20 protein-coding genes are annotated in these 14,752 nt (G+C 60.6%); 12 read left to right on the top strand and 8 right to left on the bottom strand.

What is annotated here, in order from left to right; all coding sequences use genetic code 11:
• Window positions 1-36 precede the first annotated feature (36 nt).
• Complete coding sequence (locus LPU83_RS39900; RefSeq protein ID WP_024313514.1) at window positions 37-753, top strand: glutathione S-transferase family protein; 717 nt, start codon at window positions 37-39, stop codon at window positions 751-753.
• A 117-nt stretch (window positions 754-870) separates the two neighbouring features.
• On the top strand, window positions 871-2,124 hold the full coding sequence (locus LPU83_RS39895) for an aminopeptidase (RefSeq protein ID WP_024313513.1): 1,254 nt from the start codon (window positions 871-873) through the stop codon (window positions 2,122-2,124).
• Here LPU83_RS39895 and LPU83_RS39890 read toward each other — a convergent pair.
• Window positions 2,072-2,980: an EamA family transporter gene (locus LPU83_RS39890; protein ID WP_029709912.1), complete on the bottom strand. Its 909-nt coding sequence runs from the start codon at window positions 2,978-2,980 to the stop codon at window positions 2,072-2,074. The genes LPU83_RS39895 and LPU83_RS39890 overlap by 53 nt on opposite strands.
• Before the next feature lie 99 nt (window positions 2,981-3,079).
• Between LPU83_RS39890 and LPU83_RS39885 the strand changes: the two genes are divergently transcribed.
• Window positions 3,080-3,562, top strand: a complete 483-nt coding sequence (locus LPU83_RS39885) for a MarR family winged helix-turn-helix transcriptional regulator (RefSeq protein WP_024313511.1) — start codon at window positions 3,080-3,082, stop codon at window positions 3,560-3,562.
• A 57-nt stretch (window positions 3,563-3,619) separates the two neighbouring features.
• On the opposite strand, the gene LPU83_RS73980 is transcribed toward LPU83_RS39885, so the two are convergent.
• Window positions 3,620-3,862, bottom strand: coding sequence for a hypothetical protein (locus LPU83_RS73980; protein ID WP_024313510.1), 243 nt, complete (start codon window positions 3,860-3,862; stop codon window positions 3,620-3,622).
• Here LPU83_RS73980 and LPU83_RS73975 point away from each other — a divergent pair.
• Window positions 3,849-4,058 (top strand): hypothetical protein, encoded by a 210-nt coding sequence (locus LPU83_RS73975; protein ID WP_024313509.1) that lies wholly within the window; start codon window positions 3,849-3,851, stop codon window positions 4,056-4,058. The two genes, LPU83_RS73980 and LPU83_RS73975, sit on opposite strands and share 14 nt — an antisense overlap.
• 30 nt (window positions 4,059-4,088) lie before the next feature.
• On the opposite strand, the gene LPU83_RS75085 is transcribed toward LPU83_RS73975, so the two are convergent.
• The 3 genes from LPU83_RS75085 to xseA form a co-directional block, all read right to left on the bottom strand.
• On the bottom strand, window positions 4,089-4,214 hold the full coding sequence (locus LPU83_RS75085) for a hypothetical protein (protein WP_258579682.1): 126 nt from the start codon (window positions 4,212-4,214) through the stop codon (window positions 4,089-4,091).
• Between the two features lie 235 nt (window positions 4,215-4,449).
• Complete coding sequence (locus tag LPU83_RS73970) at window positions 4,450-4,689, bottom strand: hypothetical protein (protein ID WP_024313507.1); 240 nt, start codon at window positions 4,687-4,689, stop codon at window positions 4,450-4,452.
• A gap of 87 nt (window positions 4,690-4,776) precedes the next feature.
• A complete protein-coding gene (gene xseA, locus LPU83_RS39875) occupies window positions 4,777-6,366 on the bottom strand; it encodes an exodeoxyribonuclease VII large subunit (protein WP_024313506.1) in 1,590 nt (529 codons plus the stop codon).
• 57 nt (window positions 6,367-6,423) lie between these two features.
• Here xseA and LPU83_RS75715 point away from each other — a divergent pair, with 57 nt between their 5' ends.
• Window positions 6,424-6,690, top strand: a complete 267-nt coding sequence (locus LPU83_RS75715) for a spike base protein, RCAP_Rcc01079 family (protein ID WP_024313505.1) — start codon at window positions 6,424-6,426, stop codon at window positions 6,688-6,690.
• 116 nt (window positions 6,691-6,806) lie between these two features.
• Entirely contained in the window at window positions 6,807-7,043 is a 237-nt protein-coding gene (locus LPU83_RS39870; RefSeq protein WP_024313504.1) for a hypothetical protein, read from the top strand.
• A gap of 3 nt (window positions 7,044-7,046) precedes the next feature.
• Here LPU83_RS39870 and LPU83_RS39865 read toward each other — a convergent pair whose 3' ends face one another.
• Window positions 7,047-8,888, bottom strand: coding sequence for a hypothetical protein (locus tag LPU83_RS39865; RefSeq protein ID WP_024313503.1), 1,842 nt, complete (start codon window positions 8,886-8,888; stop codon window positions 7,047-7,049).
• Window positions 8,889-9,044: 156 nt separating this feature from the next.
• Between LPU83_RS39865 and LPU83_RS39860 the strand changes: the two genes are divergently transcribed.
• From LPU83_RS39860 to LPU83_RS39845, 4 genes are read left to right on the top strand one after another with little or no spacing between them, the layout of a single operon-like run.
• Window positions 9,045-10,043 carry a glycosyltransferase gene (locus tag LPU83_RS39860; RefSeq protein ID WP_024313502.1) on the top strand — a complete coding sequence of 333 codons (999 nt, stop codon included), beginning with the start codon at window positions 9,045-9,047 and terminating at the stop codon, window positions 10,041-10,043.
• A gap of 28 nt (window positions 10,044-10,071) precedes the next feature.
• Window positions 10,072-10,776, top strand: coding sequence for a class I SAM-dependent methyltransferase (locus LPU83_RS39855; protein WP_024313501.1), 705 nt, complete (start codon window positions 10,072-10,074; stop codon window positions 10,774-10,776).
• 11 nt (window positions 10,777-10,787) lie between these two features.
• Window positions 10,788-11,150, top strand: coding sequence for a DMT family transporter (locus LPU83_RS39850; protein ID WP_024313500.1), 363 nt, complete (start codon window positions 10,788-10,790; stop codon window positions 11,148-11,150).
• Window positions 11,143-11,529, top strand: a complete 387-nt coding sequence (locus tag LPU83_RS39845) for a hypothetical protein (protein ID WP_024313499.1) — start codon at window positions 11,143-11,145, stop codon at window positions 11,527-11,529. The genes LPU83_RS39850 and LPU83_RS39845 overlap by 8 nt, the downstream gene beginning before the upstream one ends.
• 3 nt (window positions 11,530-11,532) lie before the next feature.
• Here the strand turns inward: LPU83_RS39845 and LPU83_RS39840 are convergent, their stop codons facing one another.
• The gene (locus LPU83_RS39840; protein WP_024313498.1) at window positions 11,533-12,519 is read right to left on the bottom strand and encodes a Gfo/Idh/MocA family protein; all 987 of its coding nucleotides are present in this window, start codon (window positions 12,517-12,519) and stop codon (window positions 11,533-11,535) included.
• A 181-nt stretch (window positions 12,520-12,700) separates the two neighbouring features.
• Here LPU83_RS39840 and LPU83_RS39835 point away from each other — a divergent pair, with 181 nt between their 5' ends.
• Window positions 12,701-13,648, top strand: coding sequence for an aldo/keto reductase (locus tag LPU83_RS39835; protein ID WP_024313497.1), 948 nt, complete (start codon window positions 12,701-12,703; stop codon window positions 13,646-13,648).
• Between the two features lie 11 nt (window positions 13,649-13,659).
• The gene (locus LPU83_RS39830) at window positions 13,660-14,103 is read left to right on the top strand and encodes a GNAT family N-acetyltransferase (RefSeq protein WP_024313496.1); all 444 of its coding nucleotides are present in this window, start codon (window positions 13,660-13,662) and stop codon (window positions 14,101-14,103) included.
• Here LPU83_RS39830 and LPU83_RS39825 read toward each other — a convergent pair.
• A complete protein-coding gene (locus LPU83_RS39825) occupies window positions 14,093-14,710 on the bottom strand; it encodes a hypothetical protein (protein ID WP_024313495.1) in 618 nt (205 codons plus the stop codon). The genes LPU83_RS39830 and LPU83_RS39825 overlap by 11 nt on opposite strands.
• Window positions 14,711-14,752 lie beyond the last annotated feature (42 nt).

Here is a 14,752-nt window from a genome sequence, read left to right as displayed (position 1 = left end):
ATTACATGCACTTACATCTACAATGGAGACTGCGCCATGGATCCTTTGCGCACCGAACCGTCCGGTTCCGTTCTTTTGCTTGTCAGCCATCATCTCTGCCCTTACGTACAGCGCGCCGCGATCGCGCTTGCGGAGAAGGGAGTCCCCTTCGAGCGGATCAACATCGATCTCGCAGACAAGCCCGACTGGTTTCTCGAGATTTCGCCGCTCGGCAAGGTGCCTCTGCTTTGCGTTCGCAACAGCGACGGCAGCCAAGAGATACTCTTCGAGAGCAGCGTGATTTGCGAATATCTGGAAGAGACCCAAGACGGGCCTCGCCTTCACCTGGCGGATGCCATCACTCGCGCCCGCCACCGCGGCTGGATGGAGTTCGGCTCTTCGATCCTGTCCGATCTCTGGGTCTATGAGACGACACAGGATCGAGCGCAGCTCGAGGCCAAACGGAAAGTCGTCGCGTCGAAATTCGCGACCATTGAAGCGGAACTGAACAGCGGCCCCTATTTCGCGGGCGCCAGCTTCAGTCTGGTCGATGCCGTATTTGCGCCGATTTTCCGCTACTTCGACGTGTTCGACACAATCGGTGACAGCGGTATTTTCGCCGGCCTATCACGCGTACAGGCCTGGCGAGCAGCACTCTCCGACCGGCCGAGCGTCAAGGTCGCGGTTGCGCCTGACTACGCTGACCGGCTGATGGCCTTTCTGAAACGTCACGACGCGGCCCTGCTGCAGCAACCATCCGGGTCGGCGGCCTAGTCCCAACAAAACCGATGGCGGCAACGAGCAACCATCGGCTGACAAGGGAGCTTCAATTTCGCCGCAAAGGGGTCTAAGTCTACCGGTCAGTCCGTTTCGTTCGAGGAGTGACCGATCATGAATTTTATGCCCCAAAGCCAGACCTCCGTGGATCCGGCAAAGCTTGAGAAGCTTGCGGAAGTGGCCATCAAGGTCGGCCTGCAGCTGCAGACGGGTCAGGATCTGGTAATCACAGCTCCTGTGGTCGCCCTCCCCCTTGTCCGTCTGATCACGAAGCATGCCTATATGGCGGGCGCTGGCCTGGTGACGGTATTCTATTCCGACGAGGAAGTGACACTCGCACGCTATCGGTACGGCAACGACCAGAGCTTCGACCGCGCCTCCGACTGGCTTTACGATGGTATGGCGAAGGCCTATGCCAAGGGTGCCGCCCGCCTTGCCGTTTCCGGCGACAACCCGATGCTGCTGTCTGAGCAGGATCCCGCCAAGGTGGGCCGTGCCAACCGGGCGAACTCTGCCGCCTACAAGCCCGCGCTGGAAAAGATCTCGAATTTCGACATCAACTGGAACATCGTATCCTATCCCAACCCGTCCTGGGCAGCGCTCGTCTTTCCCGACGATCCGGAGGCGATTGCGGTCGCCAAGCTCGCCAAGGCGATCTTCGCCGCATCGCGCGTCGACGTCGAAGACCCGATCGCCGCGTGGGCCGAGCACAACGCCAACCTTGCCAAACGCTCAAGCTGGCTGAATGGTGCACGCTTCGCCTCGCTGCATTTCACAGGTCCCGGCACCGATTTGACGGTCGGCCTCGCTGACGGTCACGAGTGGCATGGCGGCTCGTCTGTTGCCAAGAACGGCATTACCTGCAATCCGAATATCCCGACCGAGGAAGTCTTCACGACGCCGCATGCGCTGCGCGTCGAGGGCCACGTCTCGAGCACCAAGCCGTTGTCGCATCAGGGCACGCTGATCGACAATATCCAGGTCCGCTTTGAAGGCGGCCGAATCGTCGAGGCGAAGGCCTCGCGCGGCGAGGAAGTGCTGAACAAGGTGCTGGACACCGACGAGGGTGCGCGCCGGCTCGGCGAGGTGGCACTGGTGCCGCATTCGTCGCCGATCTCGGCCAGCGGCATTCTCTTCTACAACACGCTGTTCGACGAAAACGCCTCGTGCCACATCGCGCTCGGCCAGTGCTACTCGAAGTGCTTCATCGATGGCGCCAGCCTGACACAGGAACAGATTAAGGCTCAAGGAGGCAACTCGAGCCTGATCCACATCGACTGGATGATCGGCTCGGGCCAAGTCGATATCGACGGCATTAAGCCGGACGGCTCGCGCGCTCCGGTGATGCGTCAGGGCGAATGGGCCTGACGGACATCGTACGCTGACTGAGCCAGACGCTTGCGAGCACCATTGCAAAGCCGAAAAGCTGCGCGGGCGTCAGGCTTTGTCCGAGACCCAGCCAACCGAGAAGGGTGGCGGTGACCGGGCTTAGGAAACCCAGTGGGGCCGCAGCGGAGGGCTCAATGCGCGCGAGCCCCCGGAACCACAGCAGATAGGTAAACGCCGCGCCGATCAGGCCGAGATAGGCTATGCCGAGGATATTGGCCGCAGTTGGCGCCGGGAACGCGGGTTCGAAGAGAAATGCGACGGGCGCGAGCAGGATACCGCCGGCCGTCAGCTGCCATGCAGTAAAAGCAAGGTTCGAAACGGGCGTCACCCAACGCCTCGTCAGCACCGTGCCGAAGGCCATCGAGACCGCGCCGGCGAGACCGGCAGCAACGCCAATCGGATCCAGCGCCGCATTCGGCGTGAGGACCAATAGCGCGACACCCATCATCCCAAAGAGCCCAGCACTAACGGCAAGAGCCTGGATCGGCCTGGCGAGGAAGAGGCGCGACAGCAGGATGACGACAAGCGGCTGAATGGCGCCAACGGTCGCGGCGACACCGCCCGGCAACCGATAGGCCGACACAAACAACATCGCCCAGAAGAACGAGAAATTGAGGCCGCCAAGCACGAAGGCGCGGAACCACCAGACGCCCTGCGGCAGTTTCCGCACGATCGCAAGTAGCAGCAGCCCGGCCGGGAAAGCACGCAGGAAAGCCACCGTCAGCGGATATCCGTGCGGAAGAAAGGATGTGGTCACGAAATATGTGCTGCCCCAGATAGTCGGAGCCAACGCAGTGATCAGCACATCGGACAGAGGCGCAGGATATTTCTGCATCTCAAGAATCTCTATATCAAGATAAATAGAGCTTATCATCATTTATCTTGACGTCAAGATACACGATGATAACAGTTCCTCAGGAGAACGAGCTGCCGGATGGATCGCGTCGACAAGATACTTGCGCAATGGCGCAAGGAGCGTCCCGACCTCGACACAGAGGCGATGGGCATCATGGGCCGGTTGAAACGGCTGACGACGCATCTCGCCCGCGAGGTCGAGCAGGTGTTGCAGCGGCACGGGCTTTCCTCCTCCGCCTTCGACGTGCTTGCGACCCTCAGACGCTCGGGCGTGCCCTATCGGCTCTCGCCCGGCGATCTGCTGTCGATGACGATGGTCAGTTCCGGTACGATGACGAACCGGATCGACCAGTTGGAGAAGGCGGGCCTGGTCGAACGCGTCCTCAATCCTGACGATCGGCGAAGTGTGCTCATCGCCCTGACCGAGGTCGGGCTTGTTGCGGTGGAGGGCGCCGCCGGCGCCCACGTGGCCAATCAGCAACGTTTGATGCAGGCCTTCAGCGCCGAGGAAAAAGCCGAACTCGACGCGCTGCTGCGCAAGTTTCTAGCGACCTTCGAATAGCTGAAGAATATGTCCCACGCGCACGCCGGCCGATGGTTCGGGCTGCGCGACGCCTCGTTAGATGTCCAGGTCGACCCAGATTGCAGCATGGTCCGATGCCGCGTGTTTCAGCTGCGGATAGGTGTCCCAGCGCTTCGGACGGCTCCCGGGCCAGGCTCCCCTGCCGAAAACACCGCCACGCTCGATTTTCTGCAAAAGCTTCAGCGACAGAAACAGGTCGTCTATCCCTGTTTCCAGCATTGCCGAGACCGAAGGTGCCGGGAAAGCCACCGTCGTCGAAATCCGGATGAGCAAAAGCATCCCGAAGCGTGCTCCCCTTCAGCGGCGCCAGAGGCGCGCTGTCGGGCGTGTCGTTCAAGTCGCCGATCAGCGCGATATACTCCAGCCCTTCGGCGATGCGCTTGTCGGCGATGTCTCGCGCATCCGAGGACTGGGCGCTGCCGAAGCCTTTGCTCTTAAAATGGTTGACCATGACGAGCAGCGTCGCTCCGGCTGAGGTCGTCACGTAGTATTCAGGGCAATCGCGTCAGAAAATCGGATCGCGGGCCGCATCCCGATCATCGACGTGGCTGCGCATGATATCGAGCAGGAAGCTCTTTCGGGTCATCACCCCGACATCGATCCCACGCTCATCATTGCCGTCGATGACCATGACTTGGTCGAAGGAGTACCGCCCACGGCTGGCAACACCTGCCTGTTGAAAGCGGAAAGGACAGGCCGGCTTTCGACCTCCACGACGCCCAAGATATCGGCCCCGACATCGGTCATCACCCGCGCCGTGTTTTGCATGGCGATTTTGTTGATCGGCTCGTCACGCAATTCCAGCGATCCCACCCAATCGATGCGACCGTTCGCAGTCAGGACCGCACCGCCGGTCCCCGGCCGTTTCAGAAGATTGCCCCGGTTGCGGCGAAGAATGACGAAAGGGCCCGTATCGCTCTTCTCCACGCCTGGTCGATGATCAGCATCGCCATGCGCGCCTTGTCGGCTTCGCTATAGGTCACCTGACGCAGCAATTTCTCCAGTCCGGCACAGCGCTCGAGCAAGCCCGACCCTCCGCCCAGGTTTCCAGATTGATTGCCTTTGCGCGGCGAACAGGCTTTCGACATGAACGATGCAAGCCTCATGTCACTCCCTCCCATTTACCGGTAGAATAACACGCATATGTTGCATTTCAATGATGTCATCGCCCGAATCGAAACGCCAGCGGCTACCTAAAAGAGACTGCCCTGTTTCGGCGGCGCGCGCTCCTCTTGCGGCTTCGCCGTCCGCTTCCTCTGCGTGGAAGAGGACGGGCCTCCTTCGGTGGTCACCGCGCCAACGTGACCATCCGCAAACTCGATCGAAATACTCATGCCGGATGAGAGCGTTGCAGCCTGCGACACGGGCCTGTTCTCGTCGTCCCTGATAACGGCGTAACCACGCTTCAGCACGTTCTTGTAAGACAACGACTGCAGCATGCGGTCCTGGGCCGTGAGCTCGCCGCGTGCCCGCGTTAGCTGGTGCCTCACCGCTGTGTCGGCGTGACGCGACAGATTGGTGAGGTGATCGCGCAAGCGAGCGGTCTGCGTCTTCAGGCGCGTCGGCAGCGTGGTGAAGATTGCATCGGCACGGCCAACCCGCGATTTCGAGCGATCGATGAGGCGCTCGATCGTCCGCTCGGCACGCGTCATTCGTTCGTTCAGGTACTGGCGACGCTCTGCAATGCGGTTCGATAGAACATCGGGCCGCAGATGTGCGGCCGTCCGCTCCAAGCTGCCGCGCTTGTTGATCGTGTTGAGTTCGAGGCCGCGGCCGAGACCGGCGGCGGCCTCATCAAACCGGCGACGTGGCAGGGCCAACAGCTGATCCAGCGAGGGCAGAGCGCGGATCAAGGCCCGTAGGGACTGGCGATGATGATCCATGCGGCGGCTCATGCAACCCTGCAGGCGCGCCGCGAGCCCCGCCGTCTGGGCCTCCAATTCGACCTTTACGGGAACCGCCATCTCGGCCGCACCGGTCGGCGTCGGCGCGCGCACGTCGGCGGCATAGTCGATCAACGTCCAGTCGGTTTCGTGACCGACGGCCGAGATCACCGGAATCTGACTCTCGGCGGCGGCGCGCACCACGATTTCGTCGTTGAAGCTCCAGAGATCCTCGAGGCTACCACCCCCGCGCGCGACGATCAGGACGTCCGGACGCGGCATTTCCCCGCGTGGCTCGAAACTGTTGAAGCCTCTGATGGCGTTGGCGACTTCCTCGCCGGAGCCCTCACCCTGCACCTTTACCGGCCAGACGATGACATGAACCGGGAAGCGATCGGATATGCGGTGGAGAATGTCGCGAATGACGGCGCCCGTCGGCGAGGTCACGACGCCGATCACCCTGGGCATGAACGGCAGTCGCCGCTTGCGGGACTGATCGAAGAGGCCTTCGGCGCCAAGCCTGCGCTTGCGCTCTTCGATCAGCGCCATCAGCGCGCCGGCGCCGGCCGGCTCCAGCGTCTCGATGACAATCTGATACTTCGACGAGCCCGGAAAGGTCGTCACCTTGCCGGTGGCGATCACCTCCATCCCCTCTTCGGGGCGGAATTTCAGCCTGGAAAAGGTGCCCTTCCAGACGACGGCGTCAATGCGGGCACGATCATCCTTCAAGGCAAAATAGGCGTGCCCGGAAGAGTGCGGACCTCTGTATCCGGAAATCTCGCCGCGCACGCGTACCTGGTCGAAGGCAGTCTCGACGGTGCGCTTGATCGAGCCGGAAAGTTCCGAAACCGAGTACTCGGTAAGATTGCTCGGCGAATCATTCTCAAAGACGTTGCTCATAATCCTGTTCTACCCGATGAGGCAGCAAAGAGCAGCCTCCAAAGGGGGCACGATTTTTTGTGCTTTCCCGTAACGAAAATCGGCGGTCAAGCTATTTTTCATTCAACATCAAAGGTTGACAGAGCAGCAAAGCCGACAATCGATCACCTCTCCATTTTCCCCGGGGAGACCACAATCGGCATCGGCGGAGACCTGGTCGTGACCATGGCGTCGGGGCAGGCTCTTTCCTTTGCCTCCGTCCGCGACGGATCGCTGTTGCCGCTGCGGATTTCCCGGGTCCATGCCACCGGCACCACCGCCGACAGCACTCTCGGGCTGACTTAGATTGCCCGTTGGACCCAACTGTGCCGATTGCGAACATGGGGAAAACGGTAAGAAACCGCTCGATTAATTGTTCGACAAGATAGACACGCTATACTGAAGTGAATCAGGAGATGCTGATGATCGCTCTGACGGCCACAACATTGGGTTTCGTTACCGCGCCGATGCGCTCGATCTTTTCGATGGTGCTGGTCGGCTGCCTCGTCTGCGTCGCCTATGCCGGCGCAGCTGGGGTCTCGTCGACATCCTTTCTCGACCTAGCCGCCGCCATCGTCTGCTATGACGCCGGCCTTCTGATCTGCCTTCTCGGCCTCTACGCTTTCGATCGTATCCGCGATCGTCGACGTTTCGTGTAAATCTTACGAACCGATGGGCACGTAGCGAAAGAACCGAACAGGCGCGCCCTCGGGCGTCGGCATGGGCTTCAGGTAAGCCGGAACGACGCCTTTCGCGAGTTGCGCGTAGAGACCATCCGGCTGCATTTTCGCAAGTTCCCTGGTCTGCGGATTGTCGGCGCAGAAGGCGAGAACCGTGACGCCAGCTCCCTTCAGGAAAGCCTCGGCTTCCTGTGGCTCTGCCAGGCCGATGTGCATTTCCGTGAGCATGCCACCCTGGTTTCGATGGTACGGCGCTGCCAGGATCCGGTTTTCCGTAAAGCGGAGAACCGAGACACCCACGTCGGACGGCGCGACCACCAGCCCCACCGGCACATCGGTCAATGGCGCCAGGGACGACTTCGATGAGCAGGACGGCTTTGCGGGCGCCGCCTTCAGAATGCTTTCGCCGTTCTCCACCTGCATACCGATCAGCCCTCCTGCGAGCCCCCAAACCGTCGCCACGCTCATGAGAACGGTGGAAAGGTAGCAGAAGGCGGCCGCGACATCGTCGCTGTCGCTGGCCGATATCCGGCGCATGTCGATAATCAGCGACGTCAGCGGCAGAATTGCGAGAAGATTGGCAAACATAGTCCCGCGCACCTGAAAAGCGGCGATTGCCCAACTCACGGTGAGGAGGAAAAGCAGGACCAGATGGACCCGCACCCGGTCGCCGTAAACGAGGCGGAACACGCAGGTGGCAAGTGCGAAGACGCCGGTCGCATAGTAGAAGCCTAGCGTAAACGGGTCCTGCCGATTGAGGGCAAGGATCGACTGCGCCTCCTCAACGCCGTCCAGCCAGAGCTTGACAAGAAGGGGATCGAGGTCAGCGAGCGGATTATGGAGGCATTGCGGAGCGATCGTGATGGCGGAGACGAGGACGAGCGCGCCGATCCCGCCCAAAGCGACAAAACGCAGCAACCGCCTTCCTCTGCTTGCGAAAGTGGCGGCAAAGAGCAACAGCCCGCCACCGATCGCCGCGAGGCTGTAATAGCCGAGCGACAGGTTATCGCAGGTGACCGCCGAATAGAGGCGCGGCGGGACGGTGCCAAAGAAAAACAGGCTGATGGATAGAGCCAATGCAAGCCCGAAAGCCTTGGCCGCGTGCGCAAACGGCTCACCTTCCCACGCCCATGAGACAGCGACGACGATACACACTGCCGCCACGAAGGGCGTCGTCTCAACCCCGATCGCAATTGCAGTGGCCGCCGCCAATCCGGCGGCCGCATGGCTGAGCGGTCGATGGTCTTCGTCGAGTAGCATCGCGGTCATAATTGCGACAAGTGCGAACTGGACATTGTGGTGGTCGATGGCGCCAGGCAGGAAGCGGTTGCTGGGGATCAGCAGAAATGCCGTCAGTCCCAGCGCGACGTGCATTCCGAACGCGCCGCCGACGCGGCGGCCGGCAAGCCCCATGGCCCACAGGCTGGGGACGGTCAGTGAAAGCGGCCAGACGGCCAGCGCAAGCGCCTCTGCCCGCCCCTGCGGCAGAAAGAAGTCGAAAAATCTGATCAGGGTCGCGATTGGAAGGTCAATCAGGCGGGACCAGTGCATCAGGGTGCCGTCGCCCAGCCCCATACGGTATTGCATCAGGTCGAACCAGCCCTGCCCGTTGAGGAAATCGCGCACTTCAACGAGCCGCATGCCGTCATCATTGTCCGCGCCGACATAATCGGTCGCGCCGGGCAGCTTCAGGGCAAGGATCGCGGCAACAAGGAGGGCGCTGTAAAGAAGCACCGACGGCCATAGCCCGGACATCAAGGCGCGCAGCTTTGCGATCGACGATGGAGAGGTGGAAACATCGACCATCTGGGCAACATTCGTCATGAAGCGGATCTCACCGTTTTGAGTAGCAAGATCCTACTGCTCTCCTATCAAGAAACCGTAAAAGTCTTGCTGACAGGCGGCTTTCGCGGGCTTCATAGCTACTTGTTAACGGCCGGCATCTATTCTTGTGCGGATTTCTTCGCCACGGGTGTGATCATGACTGGATCGCGTATCGACAATCTGAATATTGCCGTGCTCTTACCCTGCTATAACGAGGCCGCCACCATCGGCGCCGTTGTCCGGGGCTTCAAGTCCGCGCTACCGGGCGCCCCCGTTCATGTCTACGACAACAACTCGACGGATGGTACCGCGCTCCGCGCGATGCTCGCGGGCGCCCACGTCGTGCGCGAACGGCGGCAGGGCAAAGGTCACGTTGTCCGGCGCATGTTCGCCGACATCGACGCCGACATCTACATCATGGCGGATGGCGACGGGACGTACTCACCCGAGGACGCCGAGGAGCTCATCCGGACGCTGCTGACCGAGCGCGCCGACATGGTGGTGGGCACGCGACGCGGCGTCCACGCCGACGCTGGCAGACAGGGACATGCCTTCGGCAACAAGATCTTCAACATGCTGTACCGAACAATCTTCGGCACGGATTTTACCGACATCTTCTCGGGCTATCGCGTCTTTTCGCGTCGTTTTGTCAAAAGCTTCCCTGCCGTCTCGGCAGGCTTCGAGATCGAGACGGAAATGTCGGTTCATGCATCACGGCTGAAGCTGCCTGTCAGCGAACTGGAGCTGGATTACGGCCGCCGGCCTGAAGGCTCTCATTCGAAGCTTTCCACGTTCAAGGACGGCGCCAAGATCCTCTGGATGTTCGCGATGCTGATGAAGGAGACACGTCCCTTCGCCTTCTTTGGCATCATCAGCGGTTTTTTCATGCTGGCAAGCATGGCTTTCATGGCACCCGTGCTGATGGAGTATTTTCAAACCGGCCTCGTCAATCGGATGCCGACCTGGGTCTTGTCCATGGCACTGATGATGATCTCATTCATGGTCTTCACCGCAGGTCTCATTCTCGATTCCGTCGCGCGCTCGCGTTCAGAACAGCTGCGCATTTTCTATTTGAACGTCGCGGCCAGAAGCAACGGATCGACGACGTCCGAGCGTACGACTACCCCACACAAAAAGACGGCTCGCATCGCATGATTGCTCAGCGTGACATGGTATAATTTTCATGAACAGAGAAACCACGAACCGAATTCGCTTCGTTCTTGAAGACGTTCTGCCGCCATTTTTGCGGGACTCCGGCGTCTTTCGCTGGGCGGCGAAGCGTGTCTGGGGTGATCATATCAGTCACCTTGCGAGATTTCGCGAACGGGCGCCATTCCTTTCCGCGGAGGAATATGCCGAACTCTACCGCAATCATCCGCGTGTTCACGAAGGGACCGACAATTCCGCAGCATGCATTGACCGGATTGTGGGATCGATCGAAGGCGGAAGCATATGTGACGTCGGCTGCGGCACCGGAGCCTTGCTGAGCCGCATCCAGTCGGCACATCCAAACCTTACCCGGCTCGTCGGGGTGGATTTCGTGATCGATGATGCATCGTCGCTTGCCGGCATCGAATACGTGGCCGCCAAGGTGGAGAGATTGCCTTTCGCCGATGGCGAATTCGATACCGTGATCTGCACGCACGTCATCGAGCATATTCTCGACTATCGGCAAGCCATCGCCGAACTGCGCCGTATTGCCAAGCGACAGCTCATCATCGTCGTGCCGCGGGAGCGCGAATATCGCTACACGTTCAACCCGCATTTCAACTTCTTCCCGTATACGCACTCGTTTCTGAGAGCCGTTCACCCGGTCCCCCCGACATTCGTCTGCGACGATATCGGGCGTGACATCTTCTATATGGAAGACAGGCAAGCTACGAATTGAAAGACGGCCTCATGCTCTCCAACCTTTCAATCAGCAACTGGGTCGGCCTTATCGGCACGCCGTTGCTCATCGCCTCCGGCCAGGTCCTGTTCAAAATGACAAGTGCGACCGCCGGCGAACTTAGTGTACGCAATCTGCTCGCGCTGTTTCTCAACCCCGTGCTGGTCGCGGCGCTTCTCCTCTACGGTCTGGGCACTATCATCTGGATCTATGTCCTCAAGGCCGTGCCGTTGACCATGGCCTATTCCTTCATGGGATTGACGTTCTGCTTCGTGCCTTTGCTGGCGCAGGTTTTTCTCGGCGAAGCCCTGACGCTACGCTACGCGATAGGTGCAGTCTTTATCATTGCGGGTATGCTGGCGATCAATGGCTGAGCGCGCGCGCAGTGCGTTGTTTTGGCGCTTCCTTGCACTGTCGATCGTCGGCGCGGCAGCCGACGTTCTACTCTACCTCTTGCTGCATGCCGCACTAAGCCCTTTCATCGCGCGTGCTCTCAGCCTGCTCGCTGCGCTCATCGTAATGCGCACTCTCTTGCGTTGGAGCAACGTGACCACTGGCGGCAGATTGGCCGTCAGTGACGCTGGTGTCGCGTCCATCCTGACGATCGCCGTCCTCTTGAACTACGGTCTGTTCGCCGCGCTGATCGCGATTTCGCCATTGCTGCAGCCACTCGCGGCAATGACATTTGCCTCGGTCACCTCGCTAGGCTTTAGCTGCGTCGGCTACCTGCGATTTGTGCTCCGCCGCGAATAAACCTCAGACAATCTCCCAGCCGTCCTTCTCGCTGGCGCGGTAGATCGCGTCGATGAATTTTTGGCTGAGCTTCGAGCTCTCCAGCGTCACGACCTCTTCCTTCTCGCCCTTGGCTGCACGCGCAAACGCTTCGGCTTCGCGTTTGTATTGCCGGCTATCCGGGAAGCGGAAGATCGTTGATTCATTGTGGCTGCGGTTGGTGAGCTCGATCTCCTCGGCGCCCCAGCGGTCGGCGTTGAACGGCGACTTGACCTCGATAAAGCCATCCGTGCCGTGGAACACCATGACCTGGCGGTTGGCAAGCTGGGTGGCGATATAGAAGCTCAGTTCGAAGTCACCGAAGTCGGCCTTGACGCTGGAATAGATGTCTGTACCGAACTCCGGGTCGCGTCGGGTGACCGCCTGTACGCGCAGCGGCTCCTTGCCTGTCGAGAAGCGCGTGCTGATCGTCGGGTAGACGCCAATATCGGGAAGCGCGCCGCCGCCGAGCTCCGGAATGTTGCGCATGTTGCCGGGGTCGCGATTGAAATAGGTGAAGGCACCCTGGACATGCTGAAGCGTGCCGATCGCACCGTCTGCGATCAGCGAGCGCACCTTCCGCCAGACCGGCGCATAGGTGACCATGTAGGCTTCGGTGATCAGGACCTTGTTGCGATCGCGGGCGGCGATCAGGCTGTCGATCTCATCGGCCTTGAGCGCGATCGGCTTTTCGCAGAGCACATGCTTGCCGGCATCGGCGGCCTTGATCGTCCACTCGACGTGCTGCGACGTCGGCAGCGGGATATAGACGGCGTCGATCTTGTCGGAGGCCAGCATTTCCTCGTAGGAGCCGAAGGCGTGGGGAACGGAGAAACGATCCGCCATCTCGCGCGCTCTCGCCAGATCGCGGCTGGCAACAGCCGTCACGACGCAGTTTTCCGCATCCTGGATAGCCGGGACGACGAGTTCGCGGCCGATCTTCGCGGTCGAAAGAATACCAAAACGCAGCATAGCCTGGGTCCTCTCCTGGTTCGATTTTCGGGCACCTTAGTGAGGCGACGACTGCGGCGCAATGGCGCGATCACAATTCGCGGAGTTGGTTTCCATCTGGCCCTCGCCGCGCTAGGTTAATCCCCGGCGGTGTTCTGCCGCGGCAGCGATTTCAATCAATTCAGCACTTTAGGAGAGCGCCATGGATATGCGCCGTCTTGGAAAAACTGGCCTTTCGATCGCCCCGATCGTCTTCGGCGGCAACGTCTTCGGGTGGACCGCCGATGAGAAGACCTCCTTTGACATTCTCGACGCCTTCTTCGACGCTGGCCTCAACACAATCGACACGGCTGATGTCTATTCGGCCTGGGTGCCCGGCAACAAGGGCGGCGATTCCGAGGAGATCATCGGCAAGTGGCTGAAGCGCGGCAAGGTTTCCCGCGACAAGGCCGTCATCATCACCAAGGTCGGCTCCGACATGGGACAGGGCAAGACGCTGAAGGAGAGCTACATCCTGAAAGCAGTCGAGGATTCATTGCGCCGGCTGCGGACGGACTATATCGACCTATACCTCTCGCACTGGCCGGACGAGAACACGCCCTACGAGGAAACGCTCGGCGCGTTCGCCAAGCTGAAGCAGCAGGGCAAGATCCGCGCGATCGGCTGCTCTAACCTGGACGCTGCGCAGCTCCGGGCCTCCTTCGATGCGGCCGAGACGTCCGGCGCGCCGCGCTATGACGTCATCCAGCCGGAATACAATCTCTATGAACGCGCAAGCTTCGAGGGGCCGCTGGCCGATCTCTGCGTCAAGGAAGACATCGGCGTCATCACCTATTTCAGCCTGGCCGCTGGCTTCCTCTCCGGAAAGTACCGCACGAAGGCCGACACGGAAGGCCGTGCCCGCGAAGGCCGCGTCGCTCAATACCTCGACGACAAGGGCTTGCGGATCCTCGCAGCGCTCGACAAGGTGGCTGTGGAGACGGGCGCCAAGCCGGCCGAGATTGCGCTTGCCTGGCTGCTCAGAAAGAAGGGCGTGACGGCGCCGATCGCCAGTGCTACCAGCCTGTCCCAGCTTGAGAGCCTGACCCGGTCGGCGACGCTTGCGCTGTCTGGCGACGCCATGGCGCTGCTCGACAAGGCCGGCGCCTGACGGGAGGGACGATGACCGTGACGATCCGCGACGCGAGACCCGAGGACGAGGCGCGCTGGCGCGAGCTTTGGGCCGGCTACCTCGCCTTCTATGAAGTCACGGTCGATGCCGACATCACCGATGCGACGTGGCGCCGGGTCTTCGATCCGGCGTCCGCGATCTTCATGCGCGTAGCTGACGTGGACGGCCGGGTCATGGGCTTCACGCTCTGCCTGACGCACGAAGGCACCTGGATCCGCGGCAAGGATTGCTACCTCGAGGACCTGTTTGTCGATCCTAACGCCCGCGGCATGGGCGTGGGCCGGGCATTGATGGACGATCTCGTTTCGCTCTGCAGGAAAAACGGCTGGTCGCGCCTCTACTGGCACACGAGCGAGCAGAACAAGACAGCGCGGGCGCTTTACGACAGCTACGTCGAGAGCGACGGGCACATTCGCTACCGCATCAATTTCTGAGCGGTGCAAAGCCCTCATAGTAGTGCGCGTGGCTGCCCTCCCAATTCTCCATGCCGGGCTTGGTCAGGATGCCGCGCGGTCTGACATAGCTTTGGATCACGCGCCGTGGCCGCTCGTGCCACTGGATATTGAAAGCCCAGAGCTTCGGAAAGAAACAGAGCGATGCATAGGGCAGATGGTCGTGAATCCACCAGGCGAGCCGCTGCCAGTCCTCTTCATTCCTGTAGTTGTCGACCATCCACGGTACGACGACGCAGGCGGTGGCGCCCATGCAGCCATCGAAGTCGCGAACATCCCAGATATGGTCAGCGGTCGTCGCCGCGTTTGACGAGCAGTTGAGATTATTGCGATTGCCGAACTGGTTGACCTCAGCGGAGCGATAGCCGGAGCGGATATGCAACCGGCCGAAGGTCGCCTGCAGCGGTTCCAGCAGTTCCTCGCAAAGCCGCCTTCCGGCTTCGATCGCCAGCTCCGGATTATCCGGGATGTTTGGAATGCGATAGAAATCAGCAATTTCCGAATGCAGGAAGTCGCGCATGAAGAAATTCTTCGAAAGGCGCGCGCGTCCCAGCTCTTCCAAGCCCTTCAGCGATCCTGGTTTCTTCACGAACAGCTCCCGTTGGTTGAACGCGCCTCAGTCTGCCTTAAT

The organism is Rhizobium favelukesii (genome assembly GCF_000577275.2).
GTDB lineage: Bacteria > Pseudomonadota > Alphaproteobacteria > Rhizobiales > Rhizobiaceae > Rhizobium > Rhizobium favelukesii.
This window is presented reverse-complemented; position numbering and strand designations above follow the sequence as displayed.

What these genes read in the sequence shown, in the direction of transcription:
- LPU83_RS75085 (WP_258579682.1), bottom strand. Translation starts at nt 4,214, where the DNA reads ATGGTCATCGACGGCAATGATGAGCGTGGGATCGATGTCGGGGTGATG.
- LPU83_RS39870 (WP_024313504.1), top strand. Translation starts at nt 6,807, where the DNA reads ATGATCGCTCTGACGGCCACAACATTGGGTTTCGTTACCGCGCCGATG.
- LPU83_RS39900 (WP_024313514.1), top strand. Translation starts at nt 37, where the DNA reads ATGGATCCTTTGCGCACCGAACCGTCCGGTTCCGTTCTTTTGCTTGTC.
- LPU83_RS39890 (WP_029709912.1), bottom strand. Translation starts at nt 2,980, where the DNA reads ATGCAGAAATATCCTGCGCCTCTGTCCGATGTGCTGATCACTGCGTTG.
- LPU83_RS39835 (WP_024313497.1), top strand. Translation starts at nt 12,701, where the DNA reads ATGGATATGCGCCGTCTTGGAAAAACTGGCCTTTCGATCGCCCCGATC.
- LPU83_RS39830 (WP_024313496.1), top strand. Translation starts at nt 13,660, where the DNA reads ATGACCGTGACGATCCGCGACGCGAGACCCGAGGACGAGGCGCGCTGG.
- LPU83_RS39845 (WP_024313499.1), top strand. Translation starts at nt 11,143, where the DNA reads ATGGCTGAGCGCGCGCGCAGTGCGTTGTTTTGGCGCTTCCTTGCACTG.
- xseA (WP_024313506.1), bottom strand. Translation starts at nt 6,366, where the DNA reads ATGAGCAACGTCTTTGAGAATGATTCGCCGAGCAATCTTACCGAGTAC.
- LPU83_RS39865 (WP_024313503.1), bottom strand. Translation starts at nt 8,888, where the DNA reads ATGACGAATGTTGCCCAGATGGTCGATGTTTCCACCTCTCCATCGTCG.
- LPU83_RS73970 (WP_024313507.1), bottom strand. Translation starts at nt 4,689, where the DNA reads ATGAGGCTTGCATCGTTCATGTCGAAAGCCTGTTCGCCGCGCAAAGGC.
- LPU83_RS73975 (WP_024313509.1), top strand. Translation starts at nt 3,849, where the DNA reads ATGAGCAAAAGCATCCCGAAGCGTGCTCCCCTTCAGCGGCGCCAGAGG.
- LPU83_RS73980 (WP_024313510.1), bottom strand. Translation starts at nt 3,862, where the DNA reads ATGCTTTTGCTCATCCGGATTTCGACGACGGTGGCTTTCCCGGCACCT.
- LPU83_RS39840 (WP_024313498.1), bottom strand. Translation starts at nt 12,519, where the DNA reads ATGCTGCGTTTTGGTATTCTTTCGACCGCGAAGATCGGCCGCGAACTC.
- LPU83_RS39855 (WP_024313501.1), top strand. Translation starts at nt 10,072, where the DNA reads ATGAACAGAGAAACCACGAACCGAATTCGCTTCGTTCTTGAAGACGTT.
- LPU83_RS39885 (WP_024313511.1), top strand. Translation starts at nt 3,080, where the DNA reads ATGGATCGCGTCGACAAGATACTTGCGCAATGGCGCAAGGAGCGTCCC.
- LPU83_RS39860 (WP_024313502.1), top strand. Translation starts at nt 9,045, where the DNA reads ATGACTGGATCGCGTATCGACAATCTGAATATTGCCGTGCTCTTACCC.
- LPU83_RS39895 (WP_024313513.1), top strand. Translation starts at nt 871, where the DNA reads ATGAATTTTATGCCCCAAAGCCAGACCTCCGTGGATCCGGCAAAGCTT.
- LPU83_RS39850 (WP_024313500.1), top strand. Translation starts at nt 10,788, where the DNA reads ATGCTCTCCAACCTTTCAATCAGCAACTGGGTCGGCCTTATCGGCACG.